The sequence below is a fragment of the Burkholderia stagnalis genome, from assembly GCF_902830275.1.
In the GTDB taxonomy this organism is placed as follows: Bacteria; Pseudomonadota; Gammaproteobacteria; order Burkholderiales; family Burkholderiaceae; genus Burkholderia; species Burkholderia stagnalis.
In genome coordinates, this window is the sequence record NZ_CADESW010000017.1 from 107,816 (window position 1) to 133,284 (window position 25,469).

23 protein-coding genes are annotated in these 25,469 nt (G+C 64.3%); 11 read left to right on the plus strand and 12 right to left on the minus strand.

What is annotated here, in order from left to right; translation table 11 throughout:
• Nucleotides 1-42 precede the first annotated feature (42 nt).
• On the minus strand, nt 43-1,083 hold the full coding sequence (locus tag HWY45_RS26020) for a bifunctional nicotinamide-nucleotide adenylyltransferase/Nudix hydroxylase (protein ID WP_059880158.1): 1,041 nt from the start codon (nt 1,081-1,083) through the stop codon (nt 43-45).
• 180 nt (nt 1,084-1,263) lie between these two features.
• Here HWY45_RS26020 and HWY45_RS26025 point away from each other — a divergent pair, with 180 nt between their 5' ends.
• Nucleotides 1,264-1,716, plus strand: coding sequence for a type II toxin-antitoxin system RatA family toxin (locus tag HWY45_RS26025; RefSeq protein WP_059880160.1), 453 nt, complete (start codon nt 1,264-1,266; stop codon nt 1,714-1,716).
• 8 nt (nt 1,717-1,724) lie between these two features.
• Here the strand turns inward: HWY45_RS26025 and speD are convergent, their stop codons facing one another.
• The 5 genes from speD to HWY45_RS26050 are packed head-to-tail and all read right to left on the minus strand — an operon-like array spanning nt 1,725 to nt 5,213.
• On the minus strand, nt 1,725-2,102 hold the full coding sequence (gene speD, locus HWY45_RS26030) for an adenosylmethionine decarboxylase (protein WP_059880162.1): 378 nt from the start codon (nt 2,100-2,102) through the stop codon (nt 1,725-1,727).
• Nucleotides 2,099-2,248: a hypothetical protein gene (locus HWY45_RS26035; protein WP_170304073.1), complete on the minus strand. Its 150-nt coding sequence runs from the start codon at nt 2,246-2,248 to the stop codon at nt 2,099-2,101. Before HWY45_RS26035 ends, speD begins: the two co-directional genes overlap by 4 nt.
• Entirely contained in the window at nt 2,245-3,756 is a 1,512-nt protein-coding gene (locus HWY45_RS26040) for a DUF4178 domain-containing protein (protein WP_059880165.1), read from the minus strand. The genes HWY45_RS26035 and HWY45_RS26040 overlap by 4 nt, the downstream gene beginning before the upstream one ends.
• 9 nt (nt 3,757-3,765) lie before the next feature.
• Entirely contained in the window at nt 3,766-4,800 is a 1,035-nt protein-coding gene (locus HWY45_RS26045; RefSeq protein WP_059563122.1) for an SPFH domain-containing protein, read from the minus strand.
• Nucleotides 4,801-4,826: 26 nt separating this feature from the next.
• Nucleotides 4,827-5,213, minus strand: a complete 387-nt coding sequence (locus HWY45_RS26050; RefSeq protein ID WP_059804383.1) for a DUF350 domain-containing protein — start codon at nt 5,211-5,213, stop codon at nt 4,827-4,829.
• 106 nt (nt 5,214-5,319) lie between these two features.
• Between HWY45_RS26050 and HWY45_RS26055 the strand changes: the two genes are divergently transcribed.
• From HWY45_RS26055 to HWY45_RS26070, 4 genes are all read left to right on the plus strand, one after another.
• On the plus strand, nt 5,320-6,834 hold the full coding sequence (locus HWY45_RS26055; protein ID WP_059563093.1) for a polyamine aminopropyltransferase: 1,515 nt from the start codon (nt 5,320-5,322) through the stop codon (nt 6,832-6,834).
• Entirely contained in the window at nt 6,834-8,450 is a 1,617-nt protein-coding gene (locus HWY45_RS26060) for an FAD-dependent oxidoreductase (protein WP_059880167.1), read from the plus strand. The genes HWY45_RS26055 and HWY45_RS26060 overlap by 1 nt, the downstream gene beginning before the upstream one ends.
• Nucleotides 8,451-8,618: 168 nt before the next feature.
• Nucleotides 8,619-9,377, plus strand: a complete 759-nt coding sequence (locus tag HWY45_RS26065; protein ID WP_059880170.1) for an N-acetylmuramoyl-L-alanine amidase family protein — start codon at nt 8,619-8,621, stop codon at nt 9,375-9,377.
• 50 nt (nt 9,378-9,427) lie between these two features.
• Nucleotides 9,428-9,820, plus strand: coding sequence for a lysozyme inhibitor LprI family protein (locus tag HWY45_RS26070; protein WP_059563096.1), 393 nt, complete (start codon nt 9,428-9,430; stop codon nt 9,818-9,820).
• Between the two features lie 125 nt (nt 9,821-9,945).
• Here HWY45_RS26070 and HWY45_RS26075 read toward each other — a convergent pair whose 3' ends face one another.
• Together HWY45_RS26075 and HWY45_RS26080 are read right to left on the minus strand one after the other, a co-directional pair.
• Nucleotides 9,946-10,884 carry an alpha/beta hydrolase gene (locus HWY45_RS26075; protein ID WP_059880173.1) on the minus strand — a complete coding sequence of 313 codons (939 nt, stop codon included), beginning with the start codon at nt 10,882-10,884 and terminating at the stop codon, nt 9,946-9,948.
• An 87-nt stretch (nt 10,885-10,971) separates the two neighbouring features.
• Nucleotides 10,972-11,775, minus strand: a complete 804-nt coding sequence (locus tag HWY45_RS26080; protein ID WP_059563123.1) for an AraC family transcriptional regulator — start codon at nt 11,773-11,775, stop codon at nt 10,972-10,974.
• 240 nt (nt 11,776-12,015) lie between these two features.
• Here HWY45_RS26080 and HWY45_RS26085 point away from each other — a divergent pair, with 240 nt between their 5' ends.
• Nucleotides 12,016-12,741, plus strand: coding sequence for a hypothetical protein (locus HWY45_RS26085; protein WP_150999055.1), 726 nt, complete (start codon nt 12,016-12,018; stop codon nt 12,739-12,741).
• Nucleotides 12,742-12,958: 217 nt separating this feature from the next.
• Nucleotides 12,959-13,432, plus strand: coding sequence for a VOC family protein (locus tag HWY45_RS26090; protein ID WP_059880178.1), 474 nt, complete (start codon nt 12,959-12,961; stop codon nt 13,430-13,432).
• A 65-nt stretch (nt 13,433-13,497) separates the two neighbouring features.
• Here HWY45_RS26090 and HWY45_RS26095 read toward each other — a convergent pair whose 3' ends face one another.
• The 4 genes from HWY45_RS26095 to HWY45_RS26110 form a co-directional block, all read right to left on the minus strand.
• Nucleotides 13,498-14,844, minus strand: coding sequence for a glutamine synthetase family protein (locus tag HWY45_RS26095; RefSeq protein WP_059880184.1), 1,347 nt, complete (start codon nt 14,842-14,844; stop codon nt 13,498-13,500).
• A 149-nt stretch (nt 14,845-14,993) separates the two neighbouring features.
• Nucleotides 14,994-15,551 (minus strand): helix-turn-helix domain-containing protein, encoded by a 558-nt coding sequence (locus HWY45_RS26100; RefSeq protein WP_059805024.1) that lies wholly within the window; start codon nt 15,549-15,551, stop codon nt 14,994-14,996.
• An 18-nt stretch (nt 15,552-15,569) separates the two neighbouring features.
• Complete coding sequence (locus tag HWY45_RS26105) at nt 15,570-16,859, minus strand: NAD(P)/FAD-dependent oxidoreductase (RefSeq protein ID WP_059880187.1); 1,290 nt, start codon at nt 16,857-16,859, stop codon at nt 15,570-15,572.
• Nucleotides 16,860-17,153: 294 nt separating this feature from the next.
• Nucleotides 17,154-17,711, minus strand: a complete 558-nt coding sequence (locus tag HWY45_RS26110) for a TetR/AcrR family transcriptional regulator (RefSeq protein ID WP_059485469.1) — start codon at nt 17,709-17,711, stop codon at nt 17,154-17,156.
• Nucleotides 17,712-17,876: 165 nt separating this feature from the next.
• Here HWY45_RS26110 and HWY45_RS26115 point away from each other — a divergent pair, with 165 nt between their 5' ends.
• The 4 genes from HWY45_RS26115 to HWY45_RS26130 all read left to right on the plus strand — a co-directional run bounded on the left by HWY45_RS26115 (nt 17,877) and on the right by HWY45_RS26130 (nt 25,445).
• The gene (locus tag HWY45_RS26115) at nt 17,877-21,065 is read left to right on the plus strand and encodes a bifunctional cytochrome P450/NADPH--P450 reductase (protein ID WP_059485470.1); all 3,189 of its coding nucleotides are present in this window, start codon (nt 17,877-17,879) and stop codon (nt 21,063-21,065) included.
• A gap of 552 nt (nt 21,066-21,617) precedes the next feature.
• Nucleotides 21,618-22,493, plus strand: a complete 876-nt coding sequence (locus HWY45_RS26120) for a phytanoyl-CoA dioxygenase family protein (protein WP_059485485.1) — start codon at nt 21,618-21,620, stop codon at nt 22,491-22,493.
• A gap of 102 nt (nt 22,494-22,595) precedes the next feature.
• Nucleotides 22,596-23,528: an SDR family NAD(P)-dependent oxidoreductase gene (locus HWY45_RS26125; RefSeq protein WP_059485471.1), complete on the plus strand. Its 933-nt coding sequence runs from the start codon at nt 22,596-22,598 to the stop codon at nt 23,526-23,528.
• Between the two features lie 93 nt (nt 23,529-23,621).
• Nucleotides 23,622-25,445: an acyl-CoA dehydrogenase gene (locus tag HWY45_RS26130; RefSeq protein WP_059485472.1), complete on the plus strand. Its 1,824-nt coding sequence runs from the start codon at nt 23,622-23,624 to the stop codon at nt 25,443-25,445.
• The last annotated feature ends 24 nt before the right edge of the window (nt 25,446-25,469 follow it).

Consider the following 25,469-nt stretch of genomic DNA (forward strand, 5'->3'; position numbering starts at 1 on the left):
CGTCGCGTCTGTCGCGACGGTGGAATGCGGGGAATCAGCGGATCACAGCTTCCCCAGGAAGTGATACGCGATGTCGAAGTGATCCTCGAACATCACGCCGCGCATCTGCGCGAATTCGTTGAGCGGCACCCAGCGCGCCTTGTCGGCGTCGTCGCTACCCTTCACGCGCGGCAGTTCGCCGGTCGGGAAATTGAACAGGCACGCGTGCGTGATCGTGCGGCCGCGCAGCGAGCGGGTCGGATGGTCGAACACCTGGCGATCCTTCAGCGAGCCGCGCAGCACGGGTTCCGGCAGCTTCAGGCCGGTTTCCTCGCGCAGTTCGCGAATGCACGCGGTATCGAGGCGCTCGTCCTGGTTCACGAAACCGCCCGGCAGCGCCCACAGCCCGCGGCCCGGCTCGCTGCGCCGGCGCACCAGCAGGATGTGGCCCGAGTGCACGACCACCGCATCGACGGTCACGAACGTGACCGGATACGGCGCCGCCGCCCACGCCTTGCGGTACGCGGCGATGAACTCGGCTTCCGCCTTCAGCTGCGCGAATTCGGGCTGCGTGCGAAAGCGCTCGAGCCAGCCGAACACGGGTTCGGGCACGGCCCACTGCACGAAGCTGTTGGTGCGTTCCGCGAAATACTGGTCGCGGATTTCGGTGGCGGAGATGTCTTCCGTCGCGTCGACGTCGAGCAGCGTCCACTGCGGGAACATCCGCAGGTAATACGACGACGCGTCCTTCTCGTGGCCGATCAGCCCGACCTTGCGCTGCGACACGTCGCCGAGCGCGGATGCAACCGCGTCCTGCACCCAGCGCACCCAGTCGCCGTCGTTGTAGGTCGAATCCTGCACCGGCGCGATCGTCACGCGGTCGCGCTCCGACGCGTCGAGCAGCGAGGCCAGCATCTGGCTGCGCTCGTCGAACGAAAACGGATCCTTGATGGTGCGGGGCTTGTCGGTCGACCCGATCAGCACGCAAACGCGCTCGGCCTGGCTCAATGCCGACTTCAGCACGTTCAGGTGGCCACGGTGCGGGGGCTGGAAACGACCAATGAAAACAAGTGCGTCGAAACGCTTTGAGTGCTGCGTACTCATGAGGCTCCCTCAAGAGATGGATACGCTTCGGGTCTGTCCCGAAGGCATGGAACGAATCGTAGGCGTTTTTTTGAGATGGGTCAATCGAGCGCGTGCTCGACTTGACGTTGTCTGACGGAAATCGCGAGACTGGCGCGCTACACTCGACTTCATCCGGACCTGCGCGCACGCGCCCCTATCATGAGGATCTCAGTCAGCCGAATCATCGGCGTCGATCGCAGGCGCCTCTTCACGTGGTCGCAGGATTACGCGCGGCGGCTCGTGTGGGACAGCTTCCTGACCGACGCGTACCTGCTCGACGGCATGACGGCGGACGTCGGCATCGATGCGTTCTGCCGCAGCCGCACGGGCGCGACGATGGTGTCGCGCTACGTCTCGTACCAGCCGCCGCAGGTCGCGGCAATCGAGATGGTCGACGGCCCGCGGGTGCTCGCGCGATTCAGCGGGAGCTGGAATTTCACCGCACGCGCGCCGTCCTCCACCGAGGTGAAGTTCACGTACCACTTCCGCGCGCGGCCGTCATGGCTGCGCTGGCTCGTCGAGCCGCTGTTCGCCGCGTTCTATCTCGTGCAGACGCGCCGGCGCCTCGATTCGTTCAAGCGCTGGGCCGAAGCGGAGGCCGCGCCGCGTTGACGCGCGGCTCACGCGCCGCCGCGCGCCACCTGCTGCCTGACTTCCGCCCGCGCGCCGAGCGCGGCCGCGATCGCATCGACCGCATCGGCCGCGCGTGCCGCGCCGCACATGAACGCATCGACCGCCGCGAAACCGTGCTCGGGCCACGTATGGATCGTGATGTGCGATTCGGCGAGCAGCACGACGCCCGTCACGCCATGCTCGCCGCCGAAATGATGGAAGTGCGCGCCGATCACGCGCGCGCCCGCGCGCCGCGCCGCGTTCGTCAGCACCGCTTCGAGCCGCGCGACGTCGCGCAGCAGCGCCGCATCGACGCCGCCGAGGTCGGCCAGCACGTGCGAGCCGAGTGTCGCGTGCGGCGGTGCGATACCGTCATGCGCGCTCATTTGTGCGACCCGTACGACGAGTAGCCGCTGCGGGCCGACGAACTGCCCCACCCGCTCGTGCCGCCGCCACCGCCGCCGCCCGACGGCGAGCAGCTGAACAGCGTCACGACGATCAGCGCGTAGATCCCGTACAGGATGTGCTTCACGATTCGCCTCCATCCTGCGCGAAACCCTTCCACACCCATTCGGGCAACCACAGCACGAGCAAGCCGATCAGCACGTACACCGTGCGGCTGTTGAACGCGAACAGCGCCTCGAAGTTGAGGAACACGAGCAGCGCGCTGAACAGCACCGGCAGCGGCGCGAAGCTGTGCGGACGCTTGTCTTTCGCTTCGACGCCGGCAAGGGTCGCTGCCGCGGTCGCCGCCGCGCCGCCCGCCGCCAGCGCCGGCACGCCGAAGCGCTCGGCGAGCTTGCCGGCCGAGATCCGCTGCGCGCGCGACCAGACGATCTCGTTCGCGCTGCGCTCCATCGTCAGCTTGTCGTTCTGCCAGCCGTAGTCGACGATCGACGTGCGATCGCCCACCTGCACGCGCCAGTTGAACGCGCCGACCACGTACACGACCTCCGAGCCGTACGCGTCGCGCTTGCGGTAGGTCTTGCCGTCGTCGATCACTTCGGCATCCCCATGAATCGTCGGCCAGTGATCGAGCACGCCCACGCGCTCCCAGCGCCCTTCGCTCTGCACGAGCCACAGCAGGCCGCGCTTCGGATGCAGCAGCAGGTATTCGTCCCACGTCTCGTTGTCGCCCGGCACCTTGCAGCGCATCATGCCGATCACCGTGTACTTCGCGCCGTCGAACGTGCCGGCCGCGCCGAGTTCAAGCGCGCCCTTCACCGCGTCGAGCTCGCGCTGCTTCGCGAACACCGTCTGCTGGTCGGCCGTGCACTGCACGCCCGCATGACAGCTGCCGCACACGACGTAATCGGCGACGTTCGGCGCATACGACAGCGGCGCGCCGCAGCTCGGGCACGCGAACGGCTTCATCTCCGCGCCGCGCGGCTCGCGCGACTCGGTCTCGATGTCGCGCAGCCCGGTGAACGCGAGCGCGTCGAACGTCATCGCTTCGCCCGCATACACCACCGGCTTGCCGCCCGCCCCCGCATCGGAATAATCGAACGTCGCGAACGCATTGCCGGTGCGCAAGTCCGCGACGCGCGCCTGCCAGCCTTCGCCGACACGAAACGGCAGTTCCCCGTCGCCGCCCGTGCAGCGCGCGGTGCGCAGGTCCGACACGAGGTAGTCCTGGCCGCCGAAAGCGACCTGCACGCCCGGCTGCAACGCCTGGAACGCGGGCCAGGAGCCGAGCGCGTCGTCGGGCTGGCGCACCGTGACCGCATACTGGCCGGACGCGTCCGACAGCCAGCCGAACGTGCCGTCGTCGAACACGACGTACCACTCGCTCCACCCGCCCGCGTCGTAGCTCATCTGCAGCCGGCCGAGCACGGTGAACGCCAGCTTGCCGTAGCGGCCCGCGGTGCCGATCTGGAGCGGCGACGCATCGTCGAGCACCGCGGCCAGCTCGCCGATCCGTTCGACGTCCTCGCCGCGCTTGAGCAGCGTGCTGCGGCAGAACGCGCAGACGGCCATCACCGCCGCCGCCGAGCGGAACATGACCGGCGCGCCGCACTGGGGGCACGAAGTACTGAACATGCGCAACGCTTATTGGGTAAGTTTCGCGAGAATCTCCGCTTTCGCGCGCGCGTATTCGTCGTCGGTCACGAGCCCCTTGTCGTGCAGTGCCTTCAATTGTTCGAGGCGCTGCACGTAATCGGGCGCGGCCGCTGGTGGGGTCGGCTGCGCAGCGGCGGCCGTCGGCTGCGCGGCGGCGGGCTGCGCGCTGCCCGCGAGCTGGCCGGCCATCGCCTGTCCGATCGCCGCGCCGGCCGCGAGGCCCGCGCCGACGCCGGCGAGGCCGCCGGGGTTCTGCGCGGCGAGCGGAATCGCTTGCGCAGTCTGGTATTGCGTGACGCGGCCGAGATCGCCCGCCATGCCGGCGCCGATCCGCAGGTCGAGCGCCTTCTGCAGTTCGGCCGGCAACGACACGCTCTCGACCGCGAACGCATCGAGCGCGAGGCCGTAGCGCGTGAAGATCGGCACGAGCGCCTCGGCCACCCGCTGCGACAGCAGCGACTGGTTCGCGGCCATGTCGACGAACGCGACGTCGGCGCCGCCGAACACGGTGCTCATCGCGGTCACCACGAGGTTGCGCAATTGCTGCTCGACGTCGTCGACCGTGTATTGCGCGCGCGTGCCGCTGATCTCTCGATGAAACGCGGTTGCGTCGACGATCCGGTACGAGTAGATGCCGAACGCGCGCAGCTGCACGAAGCCGAACTCGCGATCGCGGATCGTCACCGGCTGCGCGGTGCCCCAGCGCCGGCCGAGCTGCAGCCGCGTGCTGAAGAAATAGACATCCGACTTGAAAGGCGACTGAAAGAGTTTGTCCCAGTTGCGCAGGTACGTGAGGACCGGCAGCGTCTGGGTCGTCAGCGTGTAGAGGCCAGGCTGGAACACGTCGGCGATCTTGCCTTCGTTGACGAACACCGCGACCTGCGACTCGCGCACGGTCAGCTTGCCGCCGTACTGGATCTCCTGGTCTTCCATCGGATAGCGCCACGCGAGCACGCCGTCGGTGTCTTCCGTCCATTGCAGGACGTCGATGAATTGCTTGCGGATGAACGAACCGATACCCATCACAGTCTCCTCGGACGCGCGCGGCGTCAGGTCAGGCACGCGGCATTGATGATGCCGACGACGAGCGATGCCGTGCCCATCAGGCCGCCCATCGCGGCGTTGCGATCCTCGATCGCGTGATTCATGCCGGGCATCATGCGGGTCAGCCCTGCATAAGTCAGCACCTGCACGAGCATCGCGCCCACCGCCCACATCACGACCGCGCCGAGCGTCGAGTTGTGCGCGATGCTCGACGCGAGCGTGAGGCAGAAACCGACCAGCGCGCCGCCGAACGACAGCATCGCGGCGACGTTGCCGTCGCGGATCAGCGCCAGCTCGTCGAACGGGGTGACCTTCAGGTACACTGCCGCGAACGCCAGCAGCAGCACGAACGCCGACAGTAAATGAACCGCATAAGAAAAGGCACTATTCATTCTTTTCCCCGGATTGTGTGCTCGGTTCGCCGCCCCGCGGTTGGCCGCCCCTCGGAAATCCGCGCCAGTATATCCACATTGCCGACGCCGACACAACGGACGCCCCATGCTGCATAGGCGCGCGCTCGTCCTGTCGATTCTCGTGCTCGCGTCGTGCGGGCTCGGCTACGAACTGATCAGCAGCGCGCTGTCGAGCTACCTGCTCGGCGATTCGATCCTGCAGTTCTCGTCGGTGATCGGCTGCTACCTGTTCGCGATGGGCGTCGGCTCGTGGCTCGCAAAGTTCGTCGACGACGACGACGTGCTCGACCGCTTCGTCGACATCGAGTTGCTCGTCGGCCTGCTCGGCGGCGTATCGGCCGCGCTGCTGTTCGCGGTGTTCGCCTGGCTCGCGGCACCGTTCCGCGCGGCGCTCTACGCGCTCGTGTTCGCGCTCGGCGTGCTGATCGGGATGGAGATCCCGCTCGTGATGCGCGCGTTCCAGCAGCGGCGCCAGGCGTTTCGCCACACCGTCAGCGAAGTGCTCAGCTTCGACTACCTCGGCTCGCTCGCCGTGTCGCTGATCTTCCCGCTCGTGCTCGCGCCGCGCCTGGGCCTGCTGCGCACGAGCTTCCTGTTCGGCATCCTGAACGCGCTGGTCGCACTGTGGACCACCCACCTGTTCCGCGACGAGATCCGCCACGTGCGCGCGAAGCTGATGCGCGCGTCGCTCGTGCTCGGGCTGCTCGTCGCCGGCTTCGCGTTGTCGGGCCGCATCACGCACTGGGCCGAGCACGGCGTGTACGGCGACGAGACGATCTACTCGGAGACCACCCCGTACCAGCGGATCGTGCTGACGCAATGGCACGACGACATGCGGCTCTACCTGAACGGCAACCTGCAGTTCTCGTCGCGCGACGAGCACCGCTATCACGAGGCGCTGATCCATCCGGCGCTCGAGGCGCTGCCGTGGGCGAAGCGCGTGCTCGTGCTCGGCGGCGGCGACGGCCTCGCGGTGCGCGAGCTGCTGAAGCACCGGAACATCGAGCAGATCACGCTCGTCGATCTCGATCCGGCGATGACGAAGCTGTTCTCGACCTCCGCGCCGCTCGTGAAGCTGAACCAGAACGCGCTGAAGGACCCGCGCGTGCGCGTGATCAACGACGACGCGGTGCGCTGGCTCGAATCGAACGCCGACGTGTACGACGCGATCGTCGTCGACTTCCCCGATCCGACCAACTTCGGCCTCGGCCGCCTCTATTCGGTGCCGGTGTTCCGGCTGCTCGCGCGGCACCTGTCGGAGAACGGCTATACGGTGATCCAGTCGACGTCGCCGTACTTCGCGCCGCACGCATACTGGACGATCGTCGCGACGCTGCGCGAGGCGGGCCTCAACACCTGGCCGTACCACTGCTACGTGCCGTCGTTCGGCGACTGGGGCTTCGTGATCGCCGGCAAGCGCCGCGACTTCACGGTGCCCGCACGCTACTCGGTGCCGACGCGCTGGCTCGATGCGCACACCGCCGCCGGGATGTTCCACTTCCCGGCCGACATGCCCGCGCTGCCGATGTCGCCGAACGAACTCAACGACCAGCCGCTCGTGCGCCGCTTCGACGACGACTGGAAACACGTGCTGCGTTGATGGACCGCCGCACCTTCATCGTCGCGTCGGCCGCCGCCTCGCTCGCCGCGTGCGGCCGTCTCGGCTGGACCGAGACCACGCCGCGCATCGACTATCCGGGCATGCGCGAAGGCCATGCGCTGCGCGATCATGCGGCGCTGCCGCCGCCGTCCGGCACGCTCGACACCGACGTCGCGATTCTCGGCGCGGGCGCGGCCGGCCTGTCGTGCGCGTGGCAGCTCGCGCGCGCCGGCCACCGCAAGTTCGTCGTGCTCGCCGGCCCGGAATTCGGCGGCAACGCGGCGGGCGGCCGCTTCGGCGAGCTCGGCTATCCGAAGGGCGCGCACTACCTGCCGCTGCCGTCGCGCGAATCCGCGCACCTGCGCGACATGCTCGCCGATCTCGGCGTGATCGAATCCGCGCCATATGCCGCGCGGCCCGTCTACGACGAGCGCGCGCTCGTGCACGCGCCCGACGAGCGGCTCTTCATCGCGGGCCAGTGGCAGGACGGCCTCGTGCCGGCGGCCGGCATCGGCGCGGACGAACTCGCGCAGCACGCGCGCTTCTTCGCATACATGGACACGCTGCGCACCGCGCGCGGCGCCGACGGCCGCAAGGCGTTCTGCATCCCGCTCGCGGAATCGTCGCGAGATCCACGCTGGCGCGCGCTCGACACGCACACGTTCCGGCACTGGCTGCTCGACAACGGCTATACGGCGCCGTCGCTGCACTGGTATCTGAACTACTGCTGCCGCGACGATTACGGTGCAGGTTATGAGCATGTGTCCGCATGGGCCGGGCTGCACTACTTCTCGTCGCGCGCCGGCCATGCGAGCGACGCCGGCGACGGCGCGGTGCTGACCTGGCCCGATGGGCTGCATACGATGGTGACGAAGCTGTCAGCGTCGATCTCCGCGCGCACCGGCTCGAACGGCTGGTCGCAAGCCGGCTTCGCGGTGCGCGCGACCGAACGCGCGGGCGGCGTCGACGTGCTGTGTGCGCGCGTCGACAACGGCACGCTCGCCACCTTCACGGTGCGGGCGCGGCGCGTCGTCAGCGCGATGCCGCTGTTCGTCGCCGCACGCGTGTTTCCGCAACTGCATGCGTACGGCTTCGAGCCCGCGCGCGACCTGCCGCCGCGCGCGCCGTGGCTCGTGTCGAACTTCCTGCTCGACGGCATGCCGGACGAAGCGGCCGGCGTGCCGCTCGCGTGGGACAACGTCGTCTACGGCGGCGCGGGGCTCGGCTACGTCGTGTCGACGCATCAACTGATCCGGATGTCGCCGCCGACGCGCTCGGTGTTTTCCGCATACCAGTCGCTGGACACGCGCACGCCCGACGACACGCGCCGCTGGCTGGCCGCCGCAAAACCCGACGAACTGCGCGAACAGGCGGCGACCGACCTGCGCGCCGTGTACGGGCGCGAGCTGTGGAAGCATGCACGCGCGCTCGAGATCACCGTGCGCGGCCACGCGATGGCGACGCCCGACGTCGGCTTCCTGAGCCGGCCGGGGCTGCTCGCGCTGCGCGATGCCGACGGCCCGGTCGTGTTCGCGCATGCGGACCTGTCCGGGTTGTCGCTGTTCGAGGAAGCATCGTACTGGGGCGTGCGCGCCGCGCAGCGCGTGCTCGCGTGACGTTCGGAATCGCGATGGCTTACGCGTTGCTTTCACGTGATGCGCCGCCCGCTGTTTCGTCGTTGCCGCACGGCCGGCAGCCGCTATAATCGCGCCACATTCCGACTGCATCATGCAGGCCGGCCGCGCCGCATCATCGCGCGGGCCCGCACCACTGCGACAACAACAATGAACCGAACCATCCGACGCCTTCGCCCGCACGCGAGCGCCATCGTCCGCGTGCTCGCCTGTGCGGCGCTGCTCGGCGCCCCGCTCGTGCTGCGCGCCGCCGACGGCACGAAAGCCACGCCCGCCAGCGCGCCCGCGCGCTACATCGTGGTCGATACCGGCCACACGCCCGCGCGCCCGGGCGCGACCGGCGCCAGCGGCCGCGTCGAATACCTGTACAACCTCGACCTGTCGGGCGCCGTCGCCGAACGGCTCGGCGCGCACGGCGACCGCGTGCTGCGCACGTCGGCGGACGGCCGCGAGATCGCGCTCGACCAGCGCGCGACGCAGGCAACGGATGCCAGCCTGTTCGTGTCGATCCATCACGACTCGATGCAGCAGCAGTTCATCGACGCCGGCCGGCAGCGCGAATTCCACGGCTTCGCGGTGTTCGTGTCGGAGCGCAACCCGCATTACGCGGAGAGCCTGCGCTGCGCGAAGGCGATCGCCGAGCGGCTGATCGCGTCCGGCGAGACGCCGTCGCTGTATCACGCGCAGCCGATCCGCGGCGAGAACCGCCCGCTGATCGATCCGCGCCTCGGCATCCATCGTTTCGACGATCTCGTCGTGCTGCGCACCGCGCCGGTTCCGGCCGTGCTCGTCGAAGCGGGCGTGATCGTCAATCCCGACGAAGAGAAGCGGCTCGCGCGGCCCGACACGATCCGGCGCCTGTCCGCCGCGATCGCGGGCGGGATCGATGCGTGCACCGCGCCCGCGTGAGCGCGCACCGTTTCGTCGTCCAAGGTTTTCACCCAGCCAGGAGCTTCCACATGAAAAAGAAAACGCTCGTCGCATCGTGCGCGCTGTTCGCGGCGCTCGCCGTTCCATTTGCCGCGCACGCCGCGGGCTGCTCGAAGCCGCGCAGCGCCTTCGACCAGGTGTACTGCAGCAGCACGCAGTTCTCGCAGCTCGACCGCGAGCTGAACGACCAGTACGGCCGCCTGCGCAAGCAGTTGAGCGGCGACCAGCAAGGCACGCTGAAGACCGGGCAGCTCGCGTGGCTGAAGCAGCGCGACGACAAGTGCAGCTATACGCGCGACGACGGCTACTACGTGAACCTCGAATGCGCGATCGACATGACGCAGTCGCGCCTGTCGTTCCTGCGCGAGCGCGATCGCGAGTGTTCGAGCACGGGGTGCGTGTCGTCGAAGCTCGGGCAGTAATGTGTCACCTTTCCGTTGCGATGACGGTCGGCGTGCGGCCTGCATCGAGGGCAACGCAATTCAGGCCCGGCCGGTCTCATTGCAACGGATTCCCGGCGCCGGGGGCTCCCTCCCGGCGCTCGTGTTCAGCGAACCCTCGCATGGTCAGGCCGGCGCGCGCCTGACAGATGCCGCTCGAACCATTGCGCTGCCGCCCGGCTGGTTGCTTCGAAGTGCTCGACATACGGCGTGAAGTGCCCGCCGTTAATCATCAGCAGTTGCTTCGGCTCGAGGGCGGCTTGCCACGCTTGCAGACAAAGATCGGTTGGCGTCAGCCAATCCTGGTCGGCCACGATCATCAGCAGCGGGGCCGGCGAGATGCGGGCGACGTATTGGCCTGGTTCATTCTCACGCGCCATTTCCGCACTGCGCAGCGTGACTTCGTTTTTCCAGTTCGGCGCGAACCGGGCCGCGGATTCCGTGAAGAATCGAAAGGCGTCCGCGCCGGCCATCGCGCAGGCAACCTGCGGGTCGTCACTGACCGCGGGCAGCATGGCCGACGTGCCGCCGGCAAATCGGTGCGCGCGGTCTTCATCGAAGCGCGCCAGCAACGCCGGCACGAGGTCGGAGCGCGTGCGGCGCAAGGCCGACTGATAGCCGCTGATCGTCGGCACCTGCGACACGACGCATTTGACCCGCCGGTCGATCGCGGCGACTTCGAGCACGTGGCCGCCGCTGTAGCTGGTGCCCCAGATGCCGATGCGTGCCGCATCGACATCCGGACGTGTCAGCAGGTAGCTGATCGCATCGCGATAGCCGCGCCTCTGCAGCACCGGGTCGACTTCCTGACGGGGATGTCCATCGCTTGCGCCGAACCCCCGGTGGTCGTACACGAGCACCGCAAAGCCGCTCGCGGCAAACACTTCGGCGTAGCGGTCCAGATATTGTTCCTTTACGGCCGAGAACCCGTGAGCCATCACGATGGCGGGGTGTGTTGCCGTGCCGGTGCCTTGTGGATCCGGCTCGTAGAACCAGCCGCGCAGTATCGTGCCTTCGGACAGGAATTCGATGTCGTAACGTGCCATGTCGCCCTACCTTGATCGGTCAGTTGTCTCGATGAGCGTCACGATAAGCGAGTGCGTCGCGTCCCGCATCTTCCGGCGAGACATTCCCTACGCGGAATCGGACAACCTCGCGTAGGCGCTTGGCGTCATGCCGGTCAAGCGGCGGAACACGGTCGAGAAGGCACTCGTCGTTTCATACCCGAGCTCCGCCGCGACCGCGATGACGGAACGCCCCGACGCCAGCAACGGGCGCGCGGCTGAAATCCTGGCTTGCTGCCGCCATTGGCTGAAAGACAAGCCGGTTTCGGCGTTGAACAGCCGGGATAGCGTTCTGCTCGATGCGCCGACTTCGTGCGCCCATTCGACCAGCGTGCGCCCATCGGCCGGATCGGCAAGAATCGCATCGCACACGCGGGCAAGACGCCGGTCCTGTCCGGACGGCAGCCGCAGCGGTTGCTCCGGAGCCCATTCGATTTCGGCGAGCATGAGCCGGATCACCAAAGCGTCGCGTCCGCCTGGCGTGCCGTCGAGCGCAAAAGACGATGCGCGGACGATCAATTCGCGCAGCAACGGCGAGACGTCCACCAGTCTCGGTTGATTCGGGTATCCCGACGGATAGGCCCGCGGGTGGACATACGCGGTTCGCAATTCGAGGTGTCCGCGTGCGCGCATGGCATGCGCCAGTTCAGGCGGTATCCACAGGGCGCGGTGAGGCGGAACCCGCCAGAGCGACTGATTTGCGATGACGTCGGCGATACCCGCCGTGGCGTAGACGAGTTGCGCCCGCGCATGTCGATGCTCGGCGACGACGAAGCCATCCGGAAATGTTTTCGGCATCACGGCAGCGATGCCGGGCGCATCCTGGTAATCACGCGGATCGATGCTCTTTCTGGCGGGCTTGTCGCGGTGCATGTTCTTCCGGTTGTCGATCACGTTCAGCGTGAGGCGGTTGCATGCCGATCGTGCTGCAGAAAACCGTCGCACCCTCGCATTGCAAACACGTCGTTGATGTAGCCAGCGGCCACAAACGCGAAAAGTCTATCAACAATGGCGAGTCGCGACGTTGCCGACGCGCTCCGATGCATGCCGTAAAATGCCGCGGGATCGCGATGGCCCTTTGATCAGGCTGCAAGTCTTCAATGGAAATCGAGCGTGTCGAAAACGGAAAATCAATTGCAGGACACCGCCTCGCAAGACGCGCTTCCGGGGCCGAACGAGTTGCGCTTCACCATCGGTCCGGAACAGAGCCAGGCACTGATGCGACGTGCCGTCGACGCGCATCTCGCGCGGGACGCGACGAAACGCGAAGCCATGCTGCAGCGTATCGAGCGTGTCATGCAGTACGTATTGAAACCGGCGCTACTGATTGCGCCATTGATAGGGCTGGCACTTTGGCACCTGACGCAGGAAACCGGGCATCCTGCCGAGCGAGTGATCGGATCGATCATCGTCGCGCTGGCCTATGTTCTGGTTTGGCGACGCTTCGGCAGCCGGCTGACCGATCTGATACTTTCAGTGCGTCGCGCACGGCGTTCGAGCATGATCGCCCTTGGCGCCCCTGTCGTTTCGAGGCTTGTCGAGCAGCGCGCACGCCGCAGTATCGCCCGGCTCGAGGGCACGCATCGATGGCTGATCCTGCCTGACGGCCTATCCGTGACGATCCCGTCCGGGGCAAGCAGCCTCGTTCGATGGCCCGACATCGTGCGCCTGCATGATGCAGGCGACTACTATCAATTGTTCACGCGGCGATCGGCGCGTTTCGGATTGGCGCATTACCTCGCGAAGCGCAGCGACGACATGGAGGTCTCCGATTATGACGAGCGTGTTCAGCGCATTCTCGAACGCGTCGCGGTGATCACTGGCTCGCCAGCTGCATAATCCGCATCGCAGCAAAATCACGCCAGTCAGCTTTTCGGACCCCTGATCGCAAGCCGGACTAGCCGGTCAACCAGGGCCGCATTCGCATCGCCGAATCTCGCAAGAAAGCATGATTCTTCTCGTCCCGACGTGTTAATTTCAATGGCCGTCCGCCGCTGCCTCAGTGGCGGCACGCAGCTTGCTCCCGCCTTTGGCCCACACTGACAGGAGATTTGCCATGACGATTCAGAAGATCACGCCGTTCCTCTGGTACTCAGCGGAAGCCGAAGAAGCCGCGGCTTTCTACGCAGGCATCTTTCCCGACTCGCGCGTGACGCGTGTCACGTCGGTGCAGGGCGCCGGCGGCACGAAGGTGGTCGAGTTCGTTCTGTTCGGGCAGCCATTCATCGCGATGAGCCACGAACGCACCGAGTCGTTCAATCATGCGATCTCCCTGATGGTCAACTGCGGCGACCAGGCGGAGCTCGACCGCTACTGGAGCGCGCTGCTCGAAGGCGGCGGCTCGACCGACGGCTGCGGCTGGCTGCGGGATCGCTTCGGCGTGTCGTGGCAGATCGTCCCCGACGATCTCATTGCGATGATGGCCGACCCCGACCCGGTCAAGGCCGCGCGCGTTGCGGGCGCGATGATGCAAATGACGAAGTTCGACTGCGCCGCGCTGAAAGCGGCTTATGCGGGAACGACGGATTAACGGATGCGCGCGTGAGCGTCGGCCCTGCGTGCCCGCCTCCACCGACGCTCATCCCGCCGAGTGCGTCAAAGAAACCATCGATACTCGCGCGCCCCGATCTCGTTCATGAAGTCGAGCTGCTCCTGCCGCTTGTTCTCGCAGTAGACCATCACGAACTCCCCGCCGAGCCCTTCGCGCACCGCAGCATGATCCTGCATCGCGGCGACCGCCGACAGCATGTCCTTCGGGAAATCGATCCCGCTTCCGCGATCGTCGTTGAGCGGCGCGATCGGCTCCCGGCCCGCATCGAGCCCGTATTCCATCCCGGTCAGAATGGCCGCGAGCACGAGATACGGATTCGCATCCGCACTCGCGAGGCGATGCTCGATCCGCAGATTTCGTGCGTCCGATTCGGGAATCCGGATGCACGCATCCCGATCCTCGAATCCCCAGCTTGCTCGGCTTGCCGCATTCACCATCGACCCATAGCGCCGAAACGCATTGTGATTCGGCGCAAACACCGGCATGCAATGCGGCAACAGCGCGAGACAGCCCGCCACCGCATGACGCAATGGCCGCTGCCCGTCCGAGGCCAACAGGTTGCGCCCCGCTTCGTCGTACAGGCTCACATGCACGTGCATGCCGCTGCCCGGCGCGTGCAGGTACGGCTTGCCCATGAAGCTCGCGCGGTAACCATGCCGCAGCGCAACACCGCGTGTGCTGCGGCAGAACAGCGCCGACCAGTCGGCCGCGCGCAGCCCGTCGTCGGTATGCCCGAAATTGATTTCGAACTGGCCGGGCCCGAGTTCGGCAGTGATCACCGTCGCGTCGACGCCCTGCTCGCACGCTGCCTCGACCATCTCGTGCAACACGTCGGAGAAGCGCGACAGACGCTCGATATGCATGTTCGGCTGATCGTCGCGATCGTCGCTCAGGCGGTCGCGCGGGTATTGCGGCAGGCCTTCGGCAAGCTGCGCGGCGAACAGGTAAAACTCGAGCTCGAACGCGACGACCGGGCGAATCCCCCGCTTCACGAAACGCCGCAGCACACGCGCGAGCACTTCACGCGGTTCGAACTCGATCGGCGCATCGGTGCCGTCGGAGCTGATCAGCATCTGCGCAAGCGGCTGGCTCTCCCAGCGCACCGGCTTCAGCGTGCCGGGAATCAGCCGGCGCGGCGCATCCGGGTCGCCGTCGTTGAAGCAGTAGTCGCCGATCTTGTACAGGCCGCCCTGCGTGCCGAGCAGCACACAATTCTGGGGCAACTTCAGCATCGAGCCGGACGCGACTTTCTCGAGCGCATCGATCGGGTAACGCTTGCCGTAAAAATGACCGGGCAGGTCGAGGCAGATCAGGTCGACATAGCGGATCTCGGGATGCGTGGCACGAAATGCCCGGACTTCATCGACCAGCGCGGAAACGACGTCAGCCATGATTCATCCTTCCGTTCGAGTGTGACGATGCCGCATCGCGGCGAGCCGGAACCGGGCGGTACTTACGGTACCGCATGCCCCGGTCGTTCAGTACTCCAGACAACGCACGCCGGACGGCGGCCCGCTACAGCCGCCCGCCCCGGCCATTCTCAGGTGAACACCCAGATGACCCGTGTCTGCTCGTCCGTCAGGTTCGCGTAGCGAAACCGCCGGTGCGCGGGCAACTGGAACGCGTCGTTCGGGCCGAGCGTGACGGGCGTATCATCGCCGTCGAGCCAGATCGTCAGCTCGCCTTCGAGGACGAAGCCGCCCTGCTCGTCGCTGTCGTCGACGGGGCGCTCGCCACTGCTCGCACCCGGCGCGAGATGGCTTTCGAGGATCGAGAAGCGCGCGCGCATGCTCGGCGACACGAGGATATCCGTGATGCCCGCCGCGTAATACACGGTGCGCCGTTCATCGGGCCGCGTGACCCACGGCACGGCGCGCGGCTTGCTCAGGCTGTAGAAATACGTGGTCGGCACGCCGAGCGCCTCGCCGATCGCGGTCAGGTCCGCCACCGTCGGCCGCGACAGCCCGCGCTCCACCTGCGACAGGAAGCCGACCGAGCGGCCGATCTTGTCAGCCAGCTCATTCAGCGTGACCTTGCGGTGCTTGCGAAGATCGCGGATCAGGATCGCGAGGCTTTCGATCTCTTCCTGTTCGTTCATCGTGGGTTCCATAGACAATCAGACGGTGTCGCGCAGACGGTACCAGGCCTTGCCGATCGCCTCGAGCGGCGCGGCGAGCCGGTCACCGCCCGGAAAACGCGGGTTGCGGATGCGCTGGTAGAGCGCCAGCAGGCGATCGTCGCCGAGCACGGCGTCCGCAACGGCGCGCGCACCCGCAAGCGTCGGCAGCACGCCGTGGCCGGAGAAGCCCTGCAGCCAGTAGCGTTGCCCATGGCGGCCGACGTCGGGCGTGCGGCGCATGCTGATGTCGATATGCCCACCCCACGCGAAATCGAGCGGCACGTCGCGCAGCTGCGGAAATACGCGTTCGAGGTGCGGACGCGTCGCGGCCGCGATGTCCGCGGGGATGCCGCCAAGATACGTACAGCCGCCACCGAACAACAACCGTCCGTCCGGGCTCAGGCGGAAATAATCGGGCACGAACTGGTTGTCGATCACGCAGTTGTCATGCGGCAGCAGTGCGCGTGCGACGTCGGGATCTAGCGGCGCGGTCGCGACCTGGTAGGTGCCGACCGGCAGCAGCCGGCGCGCGAGTTCGGCATCGAGCCGGTCGACGTAAGCGTTGCACGCGAGCACCAGCACGTTCGCGCGCACCTCGCCTCCAGCGGTGCGTGCGACGTAGCCGCCGTTCGTCTCGCGGTAGTCGAGCACTCGGCTCTGTTCGAAGATGCGACCGCCGGCGCGCTCGATCGTCTGCGCGAGACCAAGCGCGAGCTTCAGCGGGTTCAGGTGGCCGGCTTCCGGATCGTAGAGCGCAGCCACGTAGCGCGCGCTGCCAATCCATTCGGGCATCTCGGTGCGCGGTATCACGCGCAGCCGCTCATAGCCCCAGCGCTCGGCCGCTTCGTCGCGCGCCTGCGTGAGCATCGCGACGCGGCGCGGCCGCACGGCTGCCCACAGGCTGCCTGGCCGATAGTCGATGTCGAAGCCGTGCCGCGTCGGCAGTTCGCGCACCTCGGCCGCGGCCCAGCGCATGCTGTCCCACAGCTCACGCGCGCCGTCGCGGCCGAGCGCAGCCTCGATCGGCGGCATGTCGCACGACCAGCCGAGCAGTGCCTGGCCACCGTTGCGCCCCGACCCGGCCCACGCGACCCGGCTCGCTTCGAGCACGACAACGCGCTTGCCCGTGAGCGCGAGGCGCAATGCCGTGTGCAGCCCGCTGAAGCCCGCGCCGACTACCAGCACGTCGGCGTCGACGCGCGCGTCCAGCTGCAGGCGATGCAGAATCGGCTCCGGATGGGTGCCGGCGTAGTAACTGGCGACGTGGCGGTCCGACTGCAGGAACATGCGCGCTCCCATGAAATTTACAACGGGAAATTTCATGAAAAACTAGCACGTCAATTTCACGCGGACAAGTGGAGCGAGATGGTGCTGGAATGTGCGGTGCACGTGTCGAGATGCATCCAACTTGGAATCTTTTTCGTCCAAGTTGAAACCTGCAATCCGACTGAGGCCAGCCCAATTTCCGTCGCGATATTGGTTGGGAAATTCCGGTGTGTCCTGAGATCGACTACGCTCGCTTGATGATTGCGGCCGCACGAGCGAAGGGTGCGATTACGTCCGCACTACCCCCACCTTCGACTAATTTGAGTCGCCCTGAGCGAACCCGGTAGTAAGACCGAAAGCGTCGAGGATTGTCACTGATGTCTTAGCCATGCGCTTCGCCATCGCCTCTGGATTCTGCCGCGCGGGACCTTGGCGAAGCCAGTGCACCGCCGTCCAGACCAAACCACCACCCAACACGGTCAGGCAATCCTCTTCCGCTTCCGTTCGGATTCCTTCATAGGGCGGGAGGATGCGACCTGCGACGAACGTAATGAGGTCATCGAAAAAAGTCGATGTCGCTGCGTCGTTGAATACGGTCAGATAGAAAGACTCATGGGCCAGCAAATGCTGAAGGATCAGCGCCGTTTCCACTTCCATCGACTTGACAAACGCGACGTTCGACGGGTTCAGCAGCTTGCCCTGCTCCTCGACGAACGTGAATGCATTCTCGAGCCTAGCCAACGCCGCCCGCTGAGCAGCAACCTGAAGGTCGGGAAAGTGCTGATAGAAAGTGGGACGAGCGATACCTGCACGCTGCACCAGTTGAGCAATGCTGAGCTTGCTCAGGGGCGCCTCGTCGAGCAGTTCCGTCACGGCACGGACGAGGGAATCGTAACTTCTCTGAAAGCGTGGATCGGCGGGATTAGGGCTTACATCAGGTGGCATAAAAAGCTCTGGACACGTCTTTTTGTCTATTTTACATTCGTTCAATAGATTGAGATGCGACGCTTCGACATGTCCTTGTGAAAGGTTATTGAAATGAAATCCTCCGCCCTCGTTCCGCAGCCGCCTCTGAAGCCCATCATCGGTCACCTGATGGAAGTCCTCGGGCCATCGCCGCTCGCAAAGATGATGGATCTCGCACGAACCTACGGGCCGGTCTACTGGTTCGAGGTGTTCGGGCAAGGTTACTACGTTGTCAGCGGACAAGCACTCGTCGACGAGGTGTGCGACGAAAGCAGGTTTCAGAAATCCGTACACCAATCTCTGCTTGAACTGCGGCCGGCTATCGGAGATGGGCTATTTACCGCATTCAGCAACGAGCCGAACTGGGCGAAGGCGCATCGCGTATTGATGCAGTCTTTCGGTCCACTCAGCATCTGGTCCATGTTCGACAAGATGGTCGACATCGCCGACCAGATGTTTCTCTATTGGGAACGATTCGGCCCCGAGACGGCTGTCGATGTCTCCGACCACATGACTCGCCTGACGCTCGACACGATCGCCTTATGTGCGTTCGATTGTCGCTTCAATAGCTTCTACCGTGAAGACCAGCATCCGTTTGTGGATGCGATGGTCAATACCCTCAGCGAGGCGGGAAAGCGCGAGTTGCGGCCGAAACTGGTGTCGAAGCTGATGCTCAACCGGAGTCGCAAGTTCGACGCGGATATCGAGCTCATGCGATCGCTCGCGACCAAAATGATCGAAGACCGGCGGAAGAACCCGCACGACAACGAAGAAGCGATGGACCTGCTGGACCGGATGCTGAACGGTGTGGATCCGGTGACGGGCGAGAAGCTCGATGACGAGAATATCGTTTTCCAGATGATCACGTTTCTCATCGCCGGGCATGAAACGACGAGCGGGCTCCTGTCCTTTGCCACCTATTTCCTGCTCAAGAACCCGGACGTTCTGCAACGAGCACGGGACATGGTCGACGAGGTCGTCGGCAACGACACGCCACGGATCGAGCATCTGGCGCGACTGCGCTACATCGAACAAATCCTGATGGAAACGTTGCGGATCTGGCCGACGGCCCCGGCCTTCGCCGTCACCCCGCTCGCCGACACCACGTTCGGCGGGAAATATCCGGTGTCTCCCAACGACATCATCATGATCCTGACGCCCATGTTGCATCGCGACGTAAGTGTCTGGGGCGAGGACGTCGAGGCATTTCGTCCCGAGCGATTCGAACCGGAGAATGCGGAAAAACTTCCGCCGAATTCGTGGAAACCCTTCGGCAATGGCGCACGCGCATGTATCGGCCGGCCGTTCGCAATGCAGGAAGCGCACCTCGTCCTGATCATGCTGCTTCAGCGATTCGATTTTTCCTTCGCCGATCCGAACTACGAGCTGCAAGTCGCCGAAACCCTTACGCTCAAGCCTACCGGCCTGCGTATCAACGTGCGGCCACGGGCGCGAGGTGTGCGCAAGGTATCGAACGACAACCTTCGCGTGCGTGCGAGCATCGAAACACCGAACGTCGATCAGGCTCCGGCGGTCTCCGACAAGGACGCGTCGAAGATGCTGGTCCTGTTTGGCGGGAACACGGGTTCGTCGGAATCGTTCGCTCGTCGCATTGCAGGCGACGCCGGTCGCCATGGATTTCATGCCACCTGCGCTCCTCTGGACGCGTTCGCAGGAAAGATCGATGGATTTCCTGCGATCGTAGTCGTTACTGCTTCCTACGAAGGCCAGCCGCCCGACAATGCAATCTCGTTTCTTCCCTATATCGAGGCGATGAGCGAAGGGGCGCTGGGCGGAGTCAAATTTTCTGTTCTTGGATGCGGCAACAAGCAGTGGGCAAGAACGTATCAGGCGATCCCCAAGCGCGTCGACGCAGCCTTCGAAAAAGCCGGCGCCACGCGCGTTCACGCCAGAGGCGAGCTGGATTCGGGTGGTGACTTCTTTGGCGAGTTCGATCGATGGTATGCCGAGCTCTGGAATCGTTTTGCGATCAGCTTCGGGAAAGATACGTCGGTTGCGCAAAACAACAACACCGCACTCAACGTCAGCTTCCTGAATAACGTTCGCGAGAAATTGCTCAGCGTTGACGATATGACGCACGCGACGGTGATCGACAATAGAGAGCTCGTCGATATTAGTGCGCCGGGAAGCCGGTCGAAGAAGCACATGGAACTGAAGTTGCCGGAGACGATGACCTATCGCTCCGGCGACTACCTGGCCGTTCTGCCTCGCAATTCCAAACGGAACGTCGATCGCGTCTTGCGCCGGTTTCGCCTGAGCTGGGACACGCAGGTGGTCATCGACGGGACATCGAGCAATCCGCGCCTTCCGCTCGGCCAGGCAATCAGTTGCGGCGAGCTGCTTTCGAGCTACGTTGAACTTGCCGTTCCGGCCACTCGATCGCAAGTCTCCATCCTTGCCACGGCCACTCGCTGTCCGCCCGAGAAGGTCGATCTCGAGCGCCTGAGCACGGGCGACTTCGAATGCGAGATTCTGGAAAAACGAACCACCGTCATGGATCTGCTCGAACGCTTCGGCTCCGTCGATTTGTCGTTCGACAAGTTCCTCGACATGCTCCCCGCGTTGAAAGCGCGCCAGTACTCGATTTCGTCGTCCCCCCTCTGGAAAGCAGATCACGTGACGCTGACGGTTGCCGTAGTCGATGCACCAGCACTCTCCGGCAACGGCCGTCACGAAGGGGTGGCGTCGTCGTATCTCGCGCGACTCGACGCGGGTGACAGTGTGTCCGTTTCGGTCAGACCGTCGAATGCACGCTTTCGTCCGCCAGCCGAATCGAACCTTCCGATGATCTTGATTTGCGCGGGTTCCGGTATTGCCCCGTTCCGCGGCTTTCTGCAAGAGCGTGCAATACAGAAACAGCGGGGAGAAAACGTCGGCCCGTCGTTGCTTTTCTTCGGAATCGATGACCCCGACGTCGACTTTCTCTATCGGGATGAGCTTGAAGAGTGGGCTAACTTGGGGGTGGTCGAAGTGATGCCGGCCTATTCCAACCGCCCGGAGGAAGGCGCTCGCTTCGTCCAAGACAAAGTATGGCTCGAGCGGGAAAAAATCGCCGCGCTGTTTGCGCAAGGCGCCACTGTTTATGTATGCGGGGATGGCAAGAACATGGCGCCAGCCGTACGTGCCACGCTCGGTCGGATTTACCAGGACTCAACCGGCGCGAATGACGAAAGCGCTCACGCGTGGATCGACACGATGGAGCGCGAGCATGGCAGGTATGTTGCCGACGTGTTCGCATGACGGTGACGACGGTCATGCAGATTGCAATTTGTTGAGAAGAGCAATCGCGCACTTGAACAACCTCTCCACCGCTCTCCCTCACTCGAGCAACTAGCTTCTCGATTCCGGCCAGCACCGTTTGCCATCGCCTCCTCCCATCCGGCTCCGGTCGATCTTCGACCGGGGCCGGATGAGAAATTTTGTCTTTCCATTCGAAACGACACCGCCACACGCCCGAACATCCGTCGACCGGATCCGCACGCCGCCTCACGTTCAGCGAACAACTCATTTCCCACGTACACGCTGGCGCTGCCCGATATCACTCATTGGAAAATCATTCGGAAAGCGAACGGGTTAACCATGATCGACCCTGGATGCGCACAGTGATAATTTTCATGTCACGTGACTTGATCATTTGATCATATTTCCGGGAACACACCGCATCACCGGATACTCCCCCGACCAGATTCCACGTGTGTCATGTCCGGCATCGAGCCGTAGCCTTCGGGTTCTCGAAACATGGGTGTGACGAGCACGCACTCCGTTACCTACCGCGTACACTTCGAGGAACGAATGACCAAAAATATTCTGAACAATTTGAACTCTCTCCCCATCGTCTCAAAGACGACTAGCGCCCAAGAGATCGTATCGCTGATGAATCAGTACGGCGGAGTTCGAATCAAGGCTTACCTGTCGCAAGAACAGGTCGCGAACGTCAATCGCGAGGTGGATGGTCCGCTCGAGAGGCTTCGCGAAGGATCGTCACACGAAAATGAGTTGATCAAGGAATTCCACGGCGCGCATACAAAGCGCCTGACGAACATGATCACGCACAGCAAGACTTTTGGCAGCGTGCTCGACGACGATCTCTTTCATGCGCTCGGTGAAGTGCTATACCGAGAAGAGTCCGGCGACTGGTGGTTGTCGACCGCCCAGGTGATCGACATCGGCCCCGGGAACACCGCGCAAATGCTGCATCGCGATGTCGGTAACTTCCCGCCTCTGTGCGCGCTCGGAATCAACGGTCCCACCGTGTTTACCAACCTGATGATCGCCCTTACGCGCTTCACCGAGGAAAACGGCGCCACCCGAATTATTCCGGGGAGCCAAAACTGGGACGAGGACTACTTCAACAGCAAGGGCACCCCCGAAATGACCATCGCCGCCGAGATGGATGCCGGCGACGCTTTGTTGTTTAGCGGGAAGGTGATCCATGGCGGCGGTGCGAACGTGACGAAAAACGAGCGCCGACGCGGGCTCACGCTGCCGATGCAGCCGTCCTACCTGACCCCGGAGGAAGCGTATCCGTTCATCGTGGATATGGACATCGTGAGAAGCCTGTCGAAACGCGTCCAGCGAATCATCGGCTTCCGTTCTCAATATCCGGCTGGAACGCCAGGCCTGTGGCAAGTCGACTACGACGATATTGCAACGCACCTGGGTCTTTGAGCCACGAACAGAGGCCTGAACCGATCCGGAGCGGGCGATTCCCCTCCGGATTTCACTATTCACTCCAAGGCCGCTACATAAACACTACCAACGAGACAACCCATGAAGATTGATCTGACGAACCGTGTTGCGATCGTGACCGGCGCCGGTGCAGGCCTCGGCCGCGAGCATGCACTGCTGCTTGCCCGACTGGGGGCAAAGGTCGTGGTCAACGACCTGGGCAGCGACGTGAACGGCAACGGCGGCTCTGCCACAGCCGCACAGCGGGTCGTCGACGAAATCGTCGCAGCCGGCGGCGAGGCCGTCGCGAACAGCGCATCGGTAACCGATTACGAACAGGTCCAGTGCATGGTCGACCAAGCACTTTCGCAATGGGGCCGGGTCGACATCCTGGTTAACAATGCCGGCATCCTGCGCGACAAGAGCTTCAGCAAGATGACGCTCGACGACTTTCGTGCGGTGATCGAAGTGCACCTGATGGGAGCGGTCAATTGTTCAAAGGCCGTGTGGGAAACCATGCGGCAGCAACGGTATGGCCGCATCGTGATGACGACGTCGTCGTCCGGCTTGTACGGCAATTTCGGGCAATCGAACTACGGCGCCGCAAAGATGGCGCTCGTAGGTCTGATGCAGACACTGGCCATCGAAGGCGAGCGATACGACATTCGCGTGAACTGCCTTGCGCCAACGGCCGGGACACGCATGCTCGAAGGCCTGATGTCGGCGGACACTCTCGACACGCTGTCGCCTGCGTCGGTCAGCCCCGCGGTAGCGGTTCTTGCCGCCGAAGACGCACCGAGTCGGATGATCTTGTGCGCGGGCGCAGGCAGCTTCGAGGCCGCACATATCACGCTGACACCCGGCATCCATCTCGGAACTGGCGACCAGATCGTTCACCAGCTCGCCCAGCGCCTTGACGAGGTCACGAGCCGGAACGGCGAGACCGTTCCTTCATCCGGGGCGGCCCAGGGCGATCTCGAACTCACCAAGGCCCGTGTCACCTCGGCGAATGCGCAGGAGCATTCGGCTGCATGACAAATCCCGGACAGCGCTCCGCAGCGGATCCCCCAGTTTATTGAAGAGATCCGGACGATTACGAAAGCAGCAGAAGCCAACTTACTCTATTCCATGACTAGCGAACTCACCCTCTCCCGTCGCGACGTGGAGTTCATTCTTTTCGACTGGCTGCAGGTCGAGTCTCTCGCTCGCCGGCAACGATATGCCGGGCAAGACCGAATCGACTACACATCCGTGCTCGATGTCTACGAATCGCTCGCCACGGATCTCTTCAAGCCGCATAACAAGAAAAACGACAGCAACGAACCCGCATTCGACGGAGAACGCGTCACCATCAATCCGGAAGTCGGTACCGCCTTGCGCGCATTTTCGGACGCCGGCCTGATCAGCGCGTCGTTCCCCGCCGAATGGAACGGCATGTGTCTGCCGAGCACCGTGGAGCGAGCCGGCATGGCTTATTTGCTTGCAGCCAATCCCGGCACCGCGGGCTATGCGTTTCTCACGATCGCCAATGCCAATCTGCTCATGGCCCACGGCGAACGGGAGCGCGTGGAGCATTATGTCAAGGCGATGTCGGAAGGCCGATGCTTCGGAACGATGTGCCTGTCCGAGCCGCAAGCCGGGTCGAGCCTGGCTGATATCCGCACGCGTGCGGTCCCGAGCAAGGACGGCCGCTACCGCCTGTTCGGCAACAAGATGTGGATTTCGGGCGGCGATCACGAGATTGCCGAGAATATCGTCCATCTGGTGCTGGCGAAGATTCCCGACGAGAACGGCCAGCTTCCGCCGGGAATCCAGGGCATCTCGCTCTTCACGGTTCCGCGCAAGTTGATCGGCCCCGACGGCCTGCCAGGCCCGAGAAACGATGTCGCGCTGGCGGGCATCAATCACAAGATGGGGTATCGCGGCACCGTGAACTGCCTGCTCAATTTCGGCGAGGGGCGCTACCGCCCGGAGGGCGAGGCCGGCGCAATCGGTGAGATTGTCGGTGAGCCCGGCAAAGGGCTGGCCTACATGTTCCACATGATGAACGAGGCGCGTATCTCTGTCGGCCTCAGCGCGGCCTCGATTGGATACACGGGCTACCTGCACGCGCTCGATTACGCAAAGACCCGCACGCAGGGCCGGCCACGCGGCGACCGGTCGCCAACATCCGGGCAGATTCCCATCATCGGCCATGCTGACGTCCGGCGCATGTTGCTGGCGCAGAAGGCCTATGTGTCCGGCGCGCTGGCGTTGTGTCTGTACGCGGCCCGTCTGAGCGACGATATCCATTCTCTGGAAGACGCCGACGGCCGGGATGAAGCACATCATCTGCTTGATCTGCTCACGCCCGTTGTCAAGAGCTGGCCATCGCAATGGGGCCTCGTCGCCAACGATCTCGCCATTCAGGTTCACGGCGGGTATGGGTACACGCGCGAATACAACGTCGAGCAGTTCTATCGCGACAACCGACTCAATCCGATACACGAAGGCACGTTCGGCATTCAGGCGCTCGACCTGCTGGGTCGAAAAACACGTGCAAACGGCGGTGTCGCCATGGCGGCTCTCGACAGGAGAATCGCTGCAACGGTATCCAGGGCGCGGTCGACTCCGTCGCTTCAGCGTCACGCCAGCACGCTCGAAAGCGCGTGGGAGCACATCCGCGTCGTCACCGACACGTTGCACAAGCACGATGACCCCGATGTCCAGTTGGCGAATGCGGCTGCCTATCTCGAAGCATTCGGGCATGTAGTCGTCGGCTGGCTTTGGCTCGATCAAGCAATTGTGGCCGCCACGCTCCAGGACAGCCCGACGGGAACCGACTTTCATCGCGGCAAACTCGCCGCGTGCGACTACTTCTTCGGATGGGAAATGCCCAAGGTGGCTGCGTGGCTCGCCGTTCTCGATCCGGTGGAGACGACCCCGCTCACCATGCCCGAACACTGGTTCTAACCTGGACTCAATGTCTCCATTTCA